Below are 16,439 nucleotides of genomic sequence, written 5' to 3'. Positions count from 1 at the left end.
GGAGGTGACCGGTACTAATAGGCCGAGGGCTTGTCCTCAGTTGCTCGCGTCCACTGTGTTAGTTCTGAGGCAACGACCGTTGCCGGCTAGAGCTGAACTCACAACAGAAGAGTGTGCTTGTTCGCTCGAAACCATTAGGGTTTCGGTGGTCATAGCGTGAGGGAAACGCCCGGTTACATTCCGAACCCGGAAGCTAAGCCTTACAGCGCCGATGGTACTGCAGGGGGGACCCTGTGGGAGAGTAGGACACCGCCGAACAATCTTTGGGGAGGACCCCTGGTCACCAGCGTTCAGCTGGGGCCAGGGGTCCTTTCGTTTTTATAATGCTTGCGGTACCGAAGACAGGAGTCACCGATGTCCACCAACTCTCCCGACGAGCGTCCGGAGCGCGACCAGCGCCGCCGGGACGGTGGCGACCGCGGTGACCGTGGCGGCTACCGCGGCGGCCCCCGGCGCGGCAACGACCGGCCAGGTAATGACCGGGCGGGCAACGACCGTGGCGGCTACGGCCGGCGCGACGACCGCCGAGGCGGCGAGCGAACGGACCGCGGCGGCGAGCGCGGTGGCTTCCGGCGGGACGACGACCGTGGCTACGGTCGGCGCGATGATCGCCGTGAGGGCGACCGGGGCGCTTACGCCCGCCGCGACGACCGCGACCGGGACCGTGACAGGGACCGCGACCGTCCCACCTACCGTCGTGAGGGCGACCGCCCCACTTACCGCCGTGAGGGCGACCGCCCCGCCTACCGCCGGGATGACCGCCGCGACGACCGTCCCACCTACCGCCGCGACGACCGTCGTGACGACCGCAGGGACGACCGGGGCGATGACCGCCGGGGCTTCCGGCGGGACGACGACCGTGGCTACGGCCGGCGCGATGACGACCGCGGTTACGGTCGCCGCGACGACCGGGGCGGTTACCGCCGCGACGACAGGTCCGACCGGCCCGAGCGGAACGAGCGGAGCGAGCGCGGGGACCGTGGCGGGGACCGCGGTGGTTTCCGGCGGGACGACGACCGCGGTTACGGTCGGCGCGATGATCGCCGTGAGGGCGGCCGGGGCGCTTACGCCCGCCGCGACGACCGCGACCGGGACCGTGACAGGGACCGCGACCGTCCCACCTACCGTCGTGAGGGCGACCGCCCCACTTACCGCCGTGAGGGCGACCGTCCCGCCTACCGCCGGGATGACCGCCGCGACGACCGTCCCACCTACCGCCGCGACGACCGTCGTGACGACCGCAGGGACGACCGGGGCGACCGTCGCGACGACCGCCGTGACAGCGACCGCGGCGACCGCGGCGGCTTCCGCGGCCGGGACGACCGGGGCAGCCGCGGCCCCCGCCGTGACGACCGCGGTGGGCGTCCGGGCGGCGGCTACCGGGGCCGTGACGACCGTGGCGGCTACGACCGGCGTGATGACCGTCGCGACGACCGCCGCGGAGGCGGACGCTTCCGCGACGACCGCGACCGGGACCGTGGGCGTGACCGCGACCGTGACCGCGAGCCGATCAAGCGGCTGCCGATCCCGGAGGACGTCACCGGCGAGGAGATCGACAAGGACGTACGCCAGGAGCTGCAGAGTCTGCCCAAGACGCTCGCCGACGACGTCGCCCGGAACCTGGTGATGGTGGCCCGCCTCATCGACGAGGACCCCGAGGGCGCCTACGGCTACTCCAGGGTTGCCCTCCGGCTGGCGTCCCGTGTCGCCGCCGTACGGGAGGCGGGCGGCTTCGCCGCGTACGCGAACCAGAAGTACGGCGAGGCGCTCGCCGAGTTCCGTGCCGCGCGGCGGATGACGGGCAGCGTGGAGCTGTGGCCGGTCATGGCCGACTGCGAGCGTGGGCTCGGGCGTCCCGAGAAGGCGCTGGACATGGCCGGGGCGCCGGAGGTGCACAAGCTCGACAAGGCCGGGCAGGTCGAGATGCGGCTCGTCGCGGCCGGCGCCCGCCGGGACATGGGGCAGCTGGACGCGGCCATCGTGACCCTGCAGAGCCCGGAGCTGGCCTCCAACTCCGTCCAGCCGTGGACCGCGCGCCTGCGCTACGCCTACGCTGACGCGCTGCTCGCCGCCGGCCGTGAGCGCGAGGCGCGGGAGTGGTTCGCCAAGGCCGTGGAGGCCGACCGGGACGGCAGCACCGACGCCTCGGACCGTCTCGCGGAGCTGGACGGCGTGGAGTTCACCGACGCGCTCGACGAGCACGGCGGGGACGACACGGCCACCGCCGGGACCGAGACGGAGGCCGAGACCGAGGTCAAGGCCGAGGTCAAGGCCGAGGTCAAGGCCGAGGTCAAGGCCGACGACGGCGCGGGCGAGGCCCGTGAGGCCGACCACGTCGACGAATCCGGCGAGACCGGCAAGGGCTGACGCCGACGCCCTCGGACGAGGGCGGCGACGTACGAGGGCAGGTTCCGTTCGACGGGCCTGCCCTCGCCCGTTTCACAGGTCCAGCGCGCGCAGCACCAGTCCCGACGCCGGCTTGGGGCCGAACGAGGTCGACTTGCGGGGCATGGTGACCCCCTGGCGGGCCAGCTCGCGCACGACCTCCTCGCGGACGGGGTGCAGCAGGACGGCCGTGCTGCCGTCGCGTTCCGCCTTCTCCACGGTGGCGGCCGAGTCGTGGATGTAGGCGATGTGGGCGGGGGAGTCCTCGGGGATGCGCCACACATGGTCGAGGAGCGTGGCGTGCAGGACCGTCGCGTCGAGGGTGCGCCAGGCGGCCGGGCGGTCGGCGGGCACCGTACGCGCCAGCAGAGCGGGGTCCGGGCGGTCCACGAGGTGGAAGGCGCCGTCCCCGGCGAGCAGGAAGGCGTTGCCCTCGCAGGCCGTGTCCGCCAGGGCCGCCAGAGCCTCGGCCAGGGGCACCTCCAGCCGCCGTACGCGGAAGTGGCCGTCCAGGGCCGCGAGCGCGTCCGAGACCGGCAGACCGTGCAGGAGGCGGTGGATGGCGCGCACCCGGAGCGGGTAGCGGGCGGTGTCGACCAGCAGCACCAGGCCGTAGTCCCAGGGGCTGGGCGAGGGGTGTTCCGCGCGCAGGGTGCGGTAGGTGGCCCAGCGGTGGTGGCCGTCGGCGATCAGGGCCTGGTGGCGGGCGAGGTCGTCCTTGATCGCTGCCAGGTCGCCGGGGTCGGTCACGGCCCACAGGCGGTGGCTGAAACCGTCCTCGGTGGTCGTGGAGAGCAGCGGCGGCCGTTCGGCGGTGCGTTCGACGATGAGCGTGGTGGTGGCGGCCGAGTCCTCGCCGCGGTAGGTGAGCAGCAGCGGTTCGAGGTTGGCGCTGGTGGCGCGCATCAGGTCGGCGCGGTCCGCGACCACGTGCGGCATGACGTCCTCGTGCGGCAGCACCACGCCGTCCGCCGGGTCCGTGACGCGCAGCGCGCCGATCAGGCCGCGCTGGAGCATGCCGTCGCCGTCACGCTGCTCGTACACGTACAGGCCGGGCTCGGGGTCGGCGGTCAGGACGCCCTCGGCGAGCCAGCGGCGCAGGGTCTCGGCGGCCTGCTTGTTGCGGGCGCTGGGGGTGCCGGCCTGGGGCAGGATCAGGCGGACGATGTTGTACGGGTCGGCGGACTGGAGGTGGTGCAGGCCGTCGGGGCGTACGACCACGTCGTACGGCGGGGACGTCACGGCGGCCAGGGAGCCGACCCGGTCGGGGGCGTAGCGCAGGCCGCGGAACGGGGTGAGCTCGAGGCCTCGGCGCGTGGTTTCCGGCGAGTGACCTGCAATGTTCATCCCGGCATCGTACGTGTGTCAGTGGCATGAGGGATGATCGGGGGAAAGTCGGTTCACGAGGAGCGATGCGGAATGAGCCAGGGCGGCAGGACGAGTCCCGAGGGCAGCGGACGGGCCCTGAGCGAGGCGTACGACACGGCCCTGCTCGACCTGGACGGTGTGGTCTACGCGGGCGGTGAGGCCATCGCGCACGCGGTCGACTCGCTCGCCACCGCCCGGACGGGTGGCATGCGTCTGGCGTACGTCACCAACAACGCCCTGCGCACCCCCGAGGCGGTCGCGGCGCACCTGACGGAGCTGGGGATACGGGCCGAGGCGTCCGACGTCGTGACCTCCGCGCAGGCGGTGGCCCGGCTGATCGCCGACCAGGTGCCCCGGGGCGCCCGGGTGCTGGTGATCGGCGGGGAGGGGCTGCGGGTGGCGCTGCGCGAGCGTGGCCTGGAGCCGGTCGAGTCGGCCGAGGACGAGCCGGTGGCCGTGGTGCAGGGCTACGGAGGGCCCGAGCTGGCGTGGGGGCGGTTCGCGGAGGCGTCGTACGCCATCGCGCGCGGGGTGCCGTGGTTCGCCTCCAACACGGATCTGACGATCCCGAGCGCGCGCGGGATCGCGCCGGGCAACGGCGCGGCGGTGGAGGTCGTCCGGATAGCGACGGGCGCGGAGCCGCAGGTGGCGGGCAAGCCGCTGCCGCCGATGCACCGCGAGACGATCCTGCGCACCGGCGCGAAGCGGCCCCTGGTGGTCGGGGACCGGCTGGACACGGACATCGAGGGGGCGTTCAACGGCGGGGTGGACTCGCTGCTCGTCCTGACCGGGGTGACCGACGGCGCGCTGCTGCTGGCCGCGCCGCCGCAGCACCGTCCGACGTACGTCGACGCGGATCTGCGCGGCCTGCTCACCGGGCAGCCGGAAATCACTCGGGAGGGTGAGGGTTTCCGGTGCGGCGGGTGGACGGCGAGGGCGTCGGTGGAGGCGGGGCGGCTCGAAGTGACCGGTGACGGCGGGGCGCTGGACGGGCTGCGGGCGCTGTGCGCGGCGGCCTGGACGGCGGCCGGTGACAGCGGGTGCGAGCTGGACGGGGGGAAGGCGCTGGCGCGACTGGGTCTCTGACGGTCCGTGAGGGCCGGGGACACCGGCGGATGATTGCGACTTGGCGAGGGTAGGCTAACCTAACCTCGTGTTGGTCGACAGTCCTCCAGATGAGCGCGCGGCGGCCCCCGCCGCGCGCCCGGGCGGCGGCGGGAAGCGGGCCGCCGGGCTCGTCGTCTCCGCCGCCGTCCTCGCCGTCGTCGCGCTCGCGAGCATCGCGGTCGGGGCCAAGGAGCTGTCCCCCGCCGAGGTCTGGCACGGCCTGTTCCAGGACTCGGGGACCTACGGCGACGTGGTGGTCGGCGAGCGCCTGTCCCGTACGGTGCTGGGGCTGCTCGCCGGGGCCGCGCTGGGACTGTCCGGGGCGGTGCTCCAGGCGCTCACCCGCAATCCGCTGGCGGATCCGGGGATCCTCGGCATCAACGCGGGCGCGTCGGCCGCCGTCGTCACCGCCATCACGTACTTCGGCGTGACCAGCCTGAGCGGCTACGTCTGGTTCGCCTTCCTCGGCGCGGCCGCCGTGGGCGCGCTGGTGTGGTTCCTGGGCGGCAGCCGGGGCGCCACGCCCGTACGGCTCGCGCTCGCCGGCACCGCGATCAGCGCCGCCCTCTACGGCTACCTCCAGGCCGTCATGATCATGGACGACGCGGCGCTGGGCAGGATGCGCTTCTGGACCGTGGGCTCCCTGGCCTCCGCCACCCACGGCACCATCGCCCAGGTGCTGCCGTTCCTCGCGGCCGGATCCGCCCTCGCCCTGCTGCTGGCCCGGCCGCTGAACGCGATGGCCATGGGCGACGACACGGCCCGCGCGCTCGGCGCCGATCCGGACCGCACCCGGGCGCTCGCCATGCTCGCCGCGACCGTGCTGTCGGGCGCGGCGACCGCGGCCTGCGGGCCCATCGTCTTCGTCGGGCTGATGGTCCCGCACGCGGTCCGCTCCTTCACCGGCCCCGACCTGCGCTGGATCCTGCCGTACGCCACCGTCCTGTCGCCCGTGCTGCTGCTCGGCGCGGACGTCGTCGGACGGATCGTCGCCCGGCCCGCCGAGCTCCAGGTCGGCGTGGTCACCGCCGTCCTCGGCGGTCCGGTGTTCATCCTGCTCGTACGGCGGCGGAGGGCGACCCAGCTGTGACCACCACCCGTAACCCGACGACCACCGGCGGCCCCGAGTCCGCCGGTACCCCGGCCAGCACCGCCCCGCGCACCACACGCGCCCTGCGAGGACCGGGCGGCCTGTCCCTCCGCCTCGACGTGCGCGCCTGCGGGGTCGTCGCGGTGCTGCTGGCCGTCGCGCTCACCGCCGGCGTCATGCTGATCGGCACCGGCGACTTCCCCATCCCCGCCTCCGACGTGCTCAGGACGCTCGTCGGCCGGGGCGAGGGGGGGCAGGAGTTCATCGTCCGCGAACTGCGGCTGCCCCGCGTCCTCGTCGGCCTCCTGGTCGGCGCCTGCCTGGGCCTGGGCGGGGCGCTGTTCCAGGCCGTCTCCCGCAATCCGCTGGGCAGCCCGGACGTGCTCGGCCTCTCCCAGGGCGCGGCGGCCGGCGCGCTCACGGTGATCGTCCTGTTCTCCGGCAGCGCCGGCGCGGTCACCCTCGGCGCGCTCGCCGGCGGCCTGGTGACCGGGCTCGCCCTCTACCTGCTCGCCTGGAAGCAGGGCGTGCACGGGTACCGGCTGGTCCTGGTCGGCATCGGCGTGTCCGCCGTGGTCACCGCGGTCAACGGCTACCTGATCACCAAGGCCGACTTCGTGGACGCCGCCCGCGCGGTCGTCTGGATGACCGGCTCCCTCAACGGCCGCGACTGGACCCAGGTGTGGCCGCTGCTCGCCCTGTGCGCGGTGCTGCTGCCGCTGGTGCTCGCCAACGCGCGCGGGCTGCGCATGCTGGAGATGGGCGACGACGTCGCCGGCGCTCTCGGGGTGCGCGTCGGGCGCGTACGGCTGCTGCTGACGGCCTCCGCCGTACTGCTCACCTCCGCGGCCACCGCCGCCGCCGGGCCCGTGGCCTTCGTCGCCCTGACCGCGCCGCAGCTGGCCCGGCGCCTGACCCTCCCCCGCTTCCTGAACGGCGCGGGAGGCGCCCCCCTGCCCGGCCCGAAACTGGTGCCCTCCCTGTGCATGGGCGCCGCCCTGCTGGTCACCGCCGACTGGGCCTCGCAGCGCGCCTTCGGCGCCGACCAGCTCCCCGTGGGCGTGGTCACCGGTGTGCTCGGCGGGGTCCATCTGCTGTGGCTGCTGGTCACCGAGCGCAGGGCGGGACGGCTATGAGCGCCCGCGGCCGCGCGGCGCGCGGACCGGAAGCGAACGACCGAAGGAGCACCGTGAACCGCCTGTCCGCCGACGACGTCACCCTCGCCTACGACCGGCGGGTCATCGCCGAGCGGCTGTCGGTGGAGATACCCGACAACTCCTTCACGGTGATCGTCGGCCCCAACGCCTGCGGCAAATCCACCCTGCTGCGGGCGCTGTCGCGGATGCTCAAGCCCACCGGGGGACGGGTGCTGCTCGACGGGCAGGTCATCCAGTCGATGCCCGCCAAGAAGGTCGCCCGCACGCTCGGGCTGCTGCCCCAGTCGTCGATCGCGCCGGACGGGATCACCGTGGGCGACCTGGTGGGCCGCGGCCGCTATCCGCACCAGGGCATCCTGCGGCAGTGGTCGGCCGAGGACGAGCGGGTCGTCCGCGAGTCCATGGAGCGCACCGGGGTCGCCGAGCTCGCCGGGCGTTACGTCGACGAACTGTCCGGCGGACAGCGCCAGCGGGTGTGGATCGCCATGGCGCTCGCCCAGCGCACCCCGCTGCTGCTGCTCGACGAGCCGACGACGTATCTGGACATCCAGCACCAGATCGACGTCCTGGACCTGTGTGCCGAGCTGCACGAGGAGCAGGGGCGCACGCTCGTCGCCGTGCTGCACGACCTCAACCACGCGGCCCGCTACGCCACCCACCTCGTCGCCCTGCGCGACGGGAAGGTCGTCGCCCAGGGGACGCCGGGCGAGGTGGTCACGGCGGCGCTGGTGGAGGAGGTCTTCGGGCTGCGCTGCCAGGTCATCGAGGACCCCGAGACCGGTACGCCGCTGGTGGTGCCGGCCGCCCGCAAGGCACGCGGCGGCGGCAGCGGGGGGCGTGCGGGGCACGCGGACAGGTCGGATTCGGCGGACCTGGCGGACCGGCCGGACCCGGCGGCGGCTTCGAAGGACCGGCCGGCCGCTACAGAAGCTTCCTGAGCCGGAACAGGTCCAGCAGGCCCGCCTCCAGCCTCACCCGGCCCGAACCCCAGGCGGTGGCGAAGTTCAGCTCGCCGCCGACCAGTGAGATCAGGTCGTCGCCGGCCATGGCGAGGCGGATCTGCGCCTTCTCGGGCGGCGGCCCCGGCAGGGTGTCCCGCACGTCGATGCGGCCGCCGGTGAGGCGGCCGACGAAGGTGACGTCCAGGTCCGTGATGTGGCAGCTCACCGAGCGGTCGAGCGCCGCCGCCTCGCGCACGTCGCCTTCCGCGTTCGCCATGTTGTCCGAGAGCTTCTCGAGTGCGGTACGGCACTCTTCGATCGTGGCCATCGCGATCGACGGTACCCCAGGGCTTCGCGGTAGCGTCTGGGCATGAGCGACTCTGTGACCGGGACGGACGCGGACCCGCAGGCCGAGGAAGCGCCCGAGCACGACCCCGCCGCGCCCGCCCCCCTCGGCGTCCCCCGCACCGCCACCGGCGACGCCGATGTCGACGCCGCCCTGGAGCGGCTGGCCGACACCGACCACCTCGCCACCGACGGGCACGTGGAGGTGTACGAGGATGTACACAGGGGGCTGCGCGACGCGCTCACCGCGCTCGACGCCCGCCCGGGGCCTCCCGCACCCCCCGCGCCCTCACCGTCGTACCAACACAGGAGCTGAACCGAACGTGGCAGGAGTCGCACGCCGTCGTCTGGACGCGGAGCTGGTCCGCCGGGGGCTCGCCCGCTCGCGCGAGCACGCCGGCCAGCTGATCGCCGCCGGCCGGGTCACCGTCGGCAAGACCGTCGCGACCAAGCCCGCCACCCAGGTGGAGACCGCCGCCGCCGTCGTGGTCGCCGCCGACGACAACGACCCCGACTACGTCTCCCGGGGCGGCCACAAGCTCGCCGGCGCGCTGACCGCGTTCGTGCCGCGCGGGCTGGTCGTGGAGGGACGGCGCGCCCTGGACGCCGGCGCGTCCACCGGCGGCTTCACCGATGTGCTGCTGCGCGCCGGCGCCGCCCACGTGCTCGCCGTGGACGTCGGATACGGACAACTCGCCTGGTCCCTGCAGAGCGATGAACGCGTCACCGTCAAGGACCGTACGAACGTACGCGAGTTGACGCTCGAGGCGATCGATGGGGAGCCTGTGGATCTTGTGGTGGGGGATCTGTCGTTCATCCCGCTCGGACTGGTGCTGCCCGCCCTGGCGCGGTGCGCGAAACCGGACGCCGACCTGGTGATGATGGTCAAGCCGCAGTTCGAGGTCGGGAAGGAGCGGCTGGGCAGCGGGGGTGTCGTACGGAGTCCGCAGCTGCGGGCGGAGGCCGTGCGGGGCGTGGCGGACAAGGCGTGGGAGCTGGGACTCGGGGTGAACGGTGTCACCGCCAGTCCGCTGCCCGGGCCGTCCGGGAACGTCGAGTACTTTCTGTGGCTGCGTGCCGGGGCGCCCGCCCTGGACCCGGCCGATGTGGACCGTGCAGTGGCGGAGGGGCCGCGTTGACACAGGATCGATCTCGAACCGTTTTCCTGCTGGCGCACACCGGCCGGCCGGCCGCCGTGCGCAGCGCGGAACTGGTGGTCAAAGGGCTGCTGCGCGCAGGCATCGGGGTGCGCGTACTGGAGGCGGAGGCGGCCGACCTGCCGCTGCCGGGCGAGGTGGAGCTGGTCAAGGAGGCCACCCCGCAGTCCCTGGACGGGTGCGAGCTGTTGATCGTGCTCGGCGGTGACGGGACGCTGCTGCGCGGCGCCGAGTTCGCGCGCGCCTCGGGCGTGCCGATGCTCGGGGTGAACCTCGGGCGGGTCGGCTTCCTCGCCGAGGCCGAGCGCGACGACCTGGACAAGGTCGTGGACCGGGTGGTGAACCGGGCGTACGAGGTCGAGGAGCGCATGACCGTCGACGTGGTCGTGCACCGCAACGGCGACATCGTGCACACCGACTGGGCGCTGAACGAGGCGGCCGTGCAGAAGGTGTCCGCCGAGCGGATGCTCGAGGTGGTCCTGGAGATCGACGGGCGGCCGGTGACCGGGTTCGGCTGCGACGGCATCGTGTGCGCCACGCCCACCGGGTCGACCGCGTACGCCTTCTCGGCGGGCGGGCCCGTGGTGTGGCCGGAGGTGGAGGCGCTGCTGATGGTGCCGATCTCGGCGCACGCGCTGTTCGCCAAGCCGCTGGTGACCTCGCCGGACTCGGTGCTCGCGGTCGAGGTGCTGCCGCACGTGCCGCCGGGGGTGCTGTGGTGCGACGGGCGGCGCACGGTCGAGCTGCCGCCGGGGGCGCGGGTCGAGGTGCGGCGCGGCGCGGTGCCGGTACGGCTCGCCCGGCTGCACCACGCCTCCTTCACGGACCGCCTGGTGGCCAAGTTCGCCCTGCCGGTCTCGGGCTGGCGCGGCGCACCGCACTAGCGGGCCCACCGCACTAGCGGGCCCACCGCACTGGCGCGGGGCCACTGCACTGGCGCGTCCACCGTACTGGTGAACGAGCGTCCCGCGCGGCAGGTCACGGCCCCGGACGCCGTCCGTGGGGTGGGGCGCGTCGCGCGAGGCGAGCAAAACCTCGTATGGTCGGGGACGTGTTGGAGGAGATGCGGATACGGTCGCTCGGAGTGATCGACGACGCGGTCGTCGAGCTGTCGCCCGGCTTCACCGCCGTCACCGGTGAGACGGGCGCGGGCAAGACCATGGTGGTCACCAGTCTGGGGCTGCTGCTGGGCGGGCGCGCGGACCCGGCGCTCGTACGGATCGGGGCCGGGAAGGCGGTCGTGGAGGGGCGGGTCACCGTTCCCGCGGACGCCTCCGCCGCCGTACGGGCCGAGGAGGCGGGCGCCGAGCTCGACGACGGGGCGCTGCTGATCAGCCGTACCGTTTCCGCCGAGGGGCGCTCGCGGGCGCACCTGGGCGGGCGGAATGTGCCCGTCGGACTGCTCGCCGAGCTCGCCGACGACCTGGTGGCCGTGCACGGGCAGACCGACCAGCAGGGGCTGCTCAAGCTGTCCCGGCAGCGGCAGGCGCTCGACCGGTACGCGGGTGACGCCGTCGCCGTGCCCTTGGCCAAGTACGCCGAGGCCTACCGGCGGCTGCGTGCCGTCGCCACCGAGCTCGACGAGATCACCACGCGCGCGCGTGAGCGGGCCCAGGAGGCCGACCTGCTGCGCTACGGCCTCGACGAGATCGCCGGGGTCGAACCGCGCGCCGGCGAGGACACCGAGCTCGCGGAGGAGGCCGAGCGGCTCGGGCACGCCGAGGCCCTGTCGTCCGCCGCGACGGCGGCGCACCGCGCCCTCGCGGGCGACCCCGAGGACCCCGAGGGCATCGACGCGGCCACCCTCGTCGCCGGCGCGCAGCGGGCCCTGGAGGCCGTGCGCTCCCACGACCCCGCGCTCGCCGCGCTCGCCGACCGCATCGGCGAGATCGGCATCCTGCTCGGTGACGTGGCCGGCGAACTGGCCGGGTACGCCGACGACCTGGACGCCGACCCGCTGCGGCTGGCGGCGGTGGAGGAGCGGCGGGCGGCGCTGACCTCCCTCACCCGAAAGTACGGCGAGGACGTGGCCGCCGTGCTGGCCTGGGCGGAGCGGTCGGCCGCCCGGCTGACGGAGCTGGACTCCGACGACGAGCGGATCGGCGAGCTGACCGCCGAACGGGACGCGCTGCGCGCCGAACTGGGCGGGCTCGCCCAGGCGCTGACGGACGCGCGCACCGAGGCCGCGGAACGGTTCGCCGCCGCGGTCACCGCCGAGCTGGCCTCCCTCGCCATGCCCCACGCGCGCGTGTCCTTCGCCCTGCGCCAGACCGAGGACCCCGAGGGCATCGAGGTCGGCGGGCGCACGGTGGCCTACGGCCCGGCCGGTGCGGACGAGGTCGAGTTGCTGCTCGCCCCGCACCCCGGCGCACCGCCCCGGCCGATCGCCAAGGGCGCCTCCGGCGGTGAGCTGTCGCGCGTGATGCTCGCCGTGGAGGTGGTCTTCGCCGGTACGGACCCGGTGCCGACGTATCTCTTCGACGAGGTCGACGCGGGCGTCGGCGGCAAGGCGGCGGTGGAGATCGGGCGGCGGCTGGCGAAGCTCGCGAGGACCGCGCAGGTCGTGGTGGTGACCCACCTGCCGCAGGTCGCCGCGTTCGCCGACCGGCAGCTGCTGGTCGAGAAGACCGACGACGGGTCGGTGACGCGGTCGGGCGTGAAGGTGCTCGAGGGCGAGGACCGGGTCCGCGAACTGTCCCGCATGCTGGCCGGCCAGGAGGACTCCGAGACGGCCCGCGCCCACGCGGAGGAGCTCCTCGCCACGGCACGGGCGGACTTGTAGGACTCCAGGACTCCGCGGAAGGACCGGAGGCGCCCGGCGGGCCCGGCGAGGCCGCGACCGGGCACGAGGAGCCCGGTGCCGACCGCGGGGTGCGTAGGGTGGCGGGATGATCTCTCGTGTGGTCGCCTCCTTCGGTCTGGCCGCCGGTCTGACCCGGGCCGGCACCGCCGTGCTGCGCGCGGGCGCGCCCGGCGGCCGTGGGCGCTGGGAGCGGACGAATCACGCGGGGCGGGCGGTCGGGCTGTACTCCGGGCCCGCCACCGCCGTGGCGGCCGCGGTCGGTGCCGGGCGGCTGCATCCGGCGGCCGGCATGGTGGTCCTGGCCGCCGGGGCCTGCGGGGCCTATGACGACATCGCGGGGGCGGGTGACCCGAGGCGCGGTTTCCGGGCCCATCTCGGTGCGCTGCGGGGCGGCGAAGTCACCAGCGGCGCGGTCAAGTTGTTCGGGATCTCGGCCGCCGCCCTCGCCGCCGGCGCGTTTCTCGAGCGGCGGCCGCTGGACCGGCTGCTAGCCGGTGTCGTCATCGCCGGGGCCGCCCATGCCGTCAACCTCCTCGACGTACGCCCCGGCCGGGCCGCCGCCACGGCGCTCGCCCTCGCGGCGCCCGGGCTGCTGCGCGGCGGGCCGGGGGCGGAGCAGGCGGCCGTGGTGACGGGGGCCGCAGCGGCCGCGCTGCCCGACGACCTCGCCGAGCGCACCATGCTCGGCGACACCGGTGCGCACGCCCTGGGCGCGGCCCTCGGTGTCGCCGCCGTGGCGTGCAACGGGCGCCTCGGTCTGCTGGCGCACGCCGTCGCCGTGGTGGGCGCGGCCGTGTACGGCGACCGGGTGAGCGACCTCGCCCGCTCTCTGTGAGCCACCGGCCCGCCGTATCCGGTGCGGCGCGTACCGCCGTGCCCGGCGTCGTGTGTTTCGCCGTGTCCGGTGGCGCGCGTACCGCCGTGTCCCGCGCTGCCGTACGCGCCCCCGGGGGTCGCGCGGTGAGGCGCGGGGTGGTGCGTGCGCCGGCTTGGTGCGCCGGTTTCACTCGTGTGGGCGATACGGAGCGCCGCGTTGCCCTGTCCCCCCCTGCGGCCACCGCACCCGGCGGTCCCGGAACACCCGTACGTACTGGCATCCTTGGGGCACCACCCCGGTGCGCCCGACAGCCCTGACGCACGACCGTCCCAACGCCCGCCGAACCAGGAGTCCCGGCCCACGTGAGCCCCGTGAGCAGCCACGCATCGCACGGTCAGTCGCCGCTGCGCACCGTGCAGGTGCTCGGCGGCGGCAACGCCGGCAGCAGCGCCCATGTGCGGTCCCTGGCGGCGGGGCTGGTCGCCCGGGGCGTACGGGTCACGGTGTGCGCCCCCGTGGAGGCGGACCGCGCCTACGGGTTCACCGCAGCCGGCGCCGCCCATGTCCACGTGCCGCGCAGCAGCGACCCGGTGTCCGTGGCCGCGCTGCGCACCGCGTGCGCCGACGCCGACCTGGTGCACGCGCACGGACTGCACGCGTCCTTCCGCGCGGTGCTGGCGCTCAGCGGGCGCGAGACGCCGCTCGTGGTCACCTGGCACAACCACGCCCGCGCCGAGGGCCCGCGCGGCCATCTGCTGCGCATGCTGGAGCGGCGGGTGGTGAGGGCGGCCGCCGTGGTGCTCGGCACCACCTCCGAACTCGTGGACCGCGCCCGGCACCGGGGTGCGCGGGACGCCCGGCTCGCGGCGGTCGCGGTGCCCCGGCCGCGCTTCGGATACGAGCATCCGGAGCGGCCGCCCTCCAAGGTGCGCGCCGAACTCGGCGCCATCGCACGTCCGTTGCTCATCGCCGTCGCCTCCCTCGACGCGCACCGGGGCCATGAGCTGCTGCTGGACGCCGCCCGCGCGTGGCGGCTGCTCGACCCCGTGCCGCTGCTCGTGATCGCGGGGGAGGGGCCGCTGCGCGGCACGCTCCAGCGGCGGATCGAGGACGAGGAGCTGCCGGTCCGCCTCCTCGGCCGGCGCGACGACGTCGGAGAGCTGCTCGCGGCCGCCGACCTGGCGCTGCTGCCGGGCAGTTGGGAAGCCCGCTCGGTGCTGGCGCAGGAGGCCCTGCACGCGCGCGTGCCGCTCGTCGCGGTGCGCACCGGCAGCGTTCCCGAACTCGTCGGGGAGGCCGCCGAACTCGTGCCGCCCGGTGACCCGGAGGAGTTCGCCGCCGCCGTCGTACGGCTGCTCGGGGACCCCGGGCGCTGTCAGGCGCTGCGCGAGGAGGGCGCCGGGCAGGCGGCCACCTGGCCGACCGAGGACGAGACGGTGGCCCAAGTGCTGAGCGTCTACGACGAGTTGACCCGGCCGGTGCCGTTCGGCCGGTGCTGATCGGCCCGGCGGCGGACGTCAGGGCACGTGCCTGCGGGCGCGCAGGGCGAGGCTCAACGCCAGGACGGTCTGCGGGTCGTCGAGGTCCGTGCCCAGCAACTCCCCGATGCGGGCCAGGCGGTTGTAGAGCGTCTGGCGGTTGAGGTGCAGTTCGCGGGCGGTCTCGGCCTTGCGGCCGGCGTGCGCCAGATACGTCTGAAGAGTGGGCAGCAGCGGCGGCCGGGAGCGGTCGTCGTGGTCGAGGAGGGGGCCGAGGGCACGGTCGACGAAGGCCGCTAGGTCCGGGTGGTCGCGCAGTCGCCACAGCAGCAGGTCGATGTCCAGGCGCCGGGCGTCGTACCAGGGCCGCTCCGGCAGCCCGAGCGCCGCCGTCGCGGTCTCGGCCGCGTGCCGCAGTCCCGCCGACGCGGCCGCCCAGCCGCCCGCCACCCCGACGACCACCACGGGCGGCTGCGCGCCCGGCCGCCGCATCCCCGCCCGCTCCACGCCGGCCCGCAGCGCCGCCGCGACCCGGTCGGCGACCGCCGCCCGCTCCGTCTCGTCGCGCGGGCCGACCAGCAGCAGGACGCGGCCCTCGACCGGGCGTACGCCCAGCAGCACCGGTACGCCCACCGAGGCCAGTTCCTCGGCCACCGCGCGCGCCAGCACGGCCCAGCCGCCGCTCGGGGCGAGGGCGTCGCCCAGGCGCATCACCACCGGCAGCAGCGGGCCGGCGCCCGGCTTGAAGCCGAGCACCCGTGCCTGCGCGGGGGCGTCATCGGCGGTGATACGGCCCTCGGCGAGGTCGGTGAGGAAGTCGCCGCGTCCGCGCGCCGCGAGCTCCTCCTCCTGCCGTGCCTGCATCAGCACCACGGCCAGGATGCCGGCGGCCCGTTCGGCGGCCATGCGGTGCACGGGGGCGAGCGGTGCGCGGACCGGCAGCAGGACCAGCCGGGCGCGGACCGTGCCCGTGCCCGGGCCGCCGCCGGGGACGTCCACCAGGACCGAGCCCGCCGGCGGCGGGGCCTCCTTGTGCTGCCCGCGCAGGCCCTCCCAGACCTGGAGCGGGTCGGCGCCCTCGGGGCCGGAGCCGGCCGCGTAGAGGAGGCGGCCGTCCGGGGTCTCCAGGAACACCGGGTTGCCGGCGAAGCCGGCGAGGATGCCCAGCACCTGCGGTACACCGCCCCCGCCGAGCAGGGCCTCCGTGCAGCGCCGGTGCACCTCCTCGGCGCGCTGGAGCAGCGCGTAGTGGCCGTTGACGATCTCGGTGTGGATCTCCTCGGTGACCGTGACGAAGGGCACCTCGCGGTGCAGCTGGACCAGCGGGAGGCCGGCCGCGCGGGCGGTCTCCACCAGGGCCGCGGGCAGCCGGGCGAAGCGGGGGCCGAGCTCGACGACCAGGGCCGCGATGCCGCGCTCGGCGAGGGTGCGCACGAAGGCGCGCTGGTCGGCGGGGCGCGTGCCCAGGCCGTAGCCGGTGGTGAGGAGGAGCTCGCCGCCCTTGAGCAGCGAGGCGATGTTGGGGACCTCGCCGGCGTGCACCCAGCGGACGGTGCGGGTGAGCTTGTCGGCGCCGGCGAGGACCTCGGGGAGGCCGCTGCGCAGTCCGGGCAGTTCGAGAGCGCGCTGCACGGTGATCCCGGCGCCCTCGGAGTCAAGTCTGCGGTCCATGAAACCGGACGCTACCTGCAACTTTCCCCCAAGGGCAGCCGCGGGGGAGCACCGGCGCGCACCGACAGCGCGCGACGGCCCAGAGGCGCGCTGTCGACCGGGCCGGCGTACGCCTCGCGG

Annotated in this window: 14 protein-coding genes and 1 rRNA gene; 12 read left to right on the top strand and 3 right to left on the bottom strand. The window is 75.0% G+C overall.

Translation table 11 applies throughout. The annotated features are described in order from the left end of the window. Positions 1-141 precede the first annotated feature (141 nt). Positions 142-258: ribosomal RNA gene (gene rrf / locus IE217_RS33330) — 5S ribosomal RNA — on the top strand. 1,260 nt (positions 259-1,518) lie between these two features. Further along, entirely contained in the window at positions 1,519-2,367 is an 849-nt protein-coding gene (locus IE217_RS34435; RefSeq protein ID WP_194548946.1) for a tetratricopeptide repeat protein, read from the top strand. A 72-nt stretch (positions 2,368-2,439) separates the two neighbouring features. Here IE217_RS34435 and IE217_RS33320 read toward each other — a convergent pair whose 3' ends face one another. Beyond that, a complete protein-coding gene (locus tag IE217_RS33320; RefSeq protein ID WP_190181690.1) occupies positions 2,440-3,732 on the bottom strand; it encodes a DUF1015 domain-containing protein in 1,293 nt (430 codons plus the stop codon). A gap of 72 nt (positions 3,733-3,804) precedes the next feature. On the opposite strand from IE217_RS33320, the gene IE217_RS33315 reads away from it, so the two are divergent. The 4 genes from IE217_RS33315 (at position 3,805) to IE217_RS33300 (ending at position 8,045) form a co-directional block, all read left to right on the top strand. After that, a complete protein-coding gene (locus IE217_RS33315; protein WP_190181689.1) occupies positions 3,805-4,839 on the top strand; it encodes an HAD-IIA family hydrolase in 1,035 nt (344 codons plus the stop codon). A gap of 67 nt (positions 4,840-4,906) precedes the next feature. Further along, complete coding sequence (locus IE217_RS33310; RefSeq protein ID WP_190181688.1) at positions 4,907-5,950, top strand: FecCD family ABC transporter permease; 1,044 nt, start codon at positions 4,907-4,909, stop codon at positions 5,948-5,950. A gap of 83 nt (positions 5,951-6,033) precedes the next feature. Next, on the top strand, positions 6,034-7,086 hold the full coding sequence (locus tag IE217_RS33305; RefSeq protein ID WP_229865828.1) for a FecCD family ABC transporter permease: 1,053 nt from the start codon (positions 6,034-6,036) through the stop codon (positions 7,084-7,086). Beyond that, positions 7,083-8,045 (top strand): ABC transporter ATP-binding protein, encoded by a 963-nt coding sequence (locus tag IE217_RS33300; RefSeq protein WP_190181686.1) that lies wholly within the window; start codon positions 7,083-7,085, stop codon positions 8,043-8,045. Before IE217_RS33305 ends, IE217_RS33300 begins: the two co-directional genes overlap by 4 nt. Here the strand turns inward: IE217_RS33300 and IE217_RS33295 are convergent. Further along, the gene (locus IE217_RS33295) at positions 8,029-8,376 is read right to left on the bottom strand and encodes an SCP2 sterol-binding domain-containing protein (RefSeq protein ID WP_190181685.1); all 348 of its coding nucleotides are present in this window, start codon (positions 8,374-8,376) and stop codon (positions 8,029-8,031) included. The two genes, IE217_RS33300 and IE217_RS33295, sit on opposite strands and share 17 nt — an antisense overlap. Positions 8,377-8,418: 42 nt before the next feature. On the opposite strand from IE217_RS33295, the gene IE217_RS33290 reads away from it, so the two are divergent. From IE217_RS33290 to IE217_RS33265, 6 genes are all read left to right on the top strand, one after another. Beyond that, positions 8,419-8,709 carry a hypothetical protein gene (locus tag IE217_RS33290; protein WP_190181684.1) on the top strand — a complete coding sequence of 97 codons (291 nt, stop codon included), beginning with the start codon at positions 8,419-8,421 and terminating at the stop codon, positions 8,707-8,709. Positions 8,710-8,716: 7 nt separating this feature from the next. Further along, complete coding sequence (locus tag IE217_RS33285) at positions 8,717-9,532, top strand: TlyA family RNA methyltransferase (protein ID WP_190181683.1); 816 nt, start codon at positions 8,717-8,719, stop codon at positions 9,530-9,532. After that, positions 9,529-10,434 (top strand): NAD kinase, encoded by a 906-nt coding sequence (locus IE217_RS33280; RefSeq protein ID WP_190181682.1) that lies wholly within the window; start codon positions 9,529-9,531, stop codon positions 10,432-10,434. Before IE217_RS33285 ends, IE217_RS33280 begins: the two co-directional genes overlap by 4 nt. A 155-nt stretch (positions 10,435-10,589) precedes the next feature. Beyond that, the gene (recN, locus tag IE217_RS33275) at positions 10,590-12,332 is read left to right on the top strand and encodes a DNA repair protein RecN (protein ID WP_190181681.1); all 1,743 of its coding nucleotides are present in this window, start codon (positions 10,590-10,592) and stop codon (positions 12,330-12,332) included. Between the two features lie 106 nt (positions 12,333-12,438). After that, positions 12,439-13,188 (top strand): hypothetical protein, encoded by a 750-nt coding sequence (locus tag IE217_RS33270; RefSeq protein ID WP_190181680.1) that lies wholly within the window; start codon positions 12,439-12,441, stop codon positions 13,186-13,188. A gap of 344 nt (positions 13,189-13,532) precedes the next feature. Continuing rightward, positions 13,533-14,669 (top strand): glycosyltransferase family 4 protein, encoded by a 1,137-nt coding sequence (locus IE217_RS33265; protein ID WP_190181679.1) that lies wholly within the window; start codon positions 13,533-13,535, stop codon positions 14,667-14,669. An 18-nt stretch (positions 14,670-14,687) separates the two neighbouring features. Here the strand turns inward: IE217_RS33265 and IE217_RS33260 are convergent, their stop codons facing one another. Further along, positions 14,688-16,319: a PucR family transcriptional regulator gene (locus IE217_RS33260; protein WP_190181678.1), complete on the bottom strand. Its 1,632-nt coding sequence runs from the start codon at positions 16,317-16,319 to the stop codon at positions 14,688-14,690. Positions 16,320-16,439: the final 120 nt, after the last annotated feature.

It is taken from the genome of Streptomyces naganishii JCM 4654 (assembly GCF_014650575.1).
GTDB lineage: Bacteria > Actinomycetota > Actinomycetes > Streptomycetales > Streptomycetaceae > Streptomyces > Streptomyces naganishii.
This window is presented reverse-complemented; position numbering and strand designations above follow the sequence as displayed.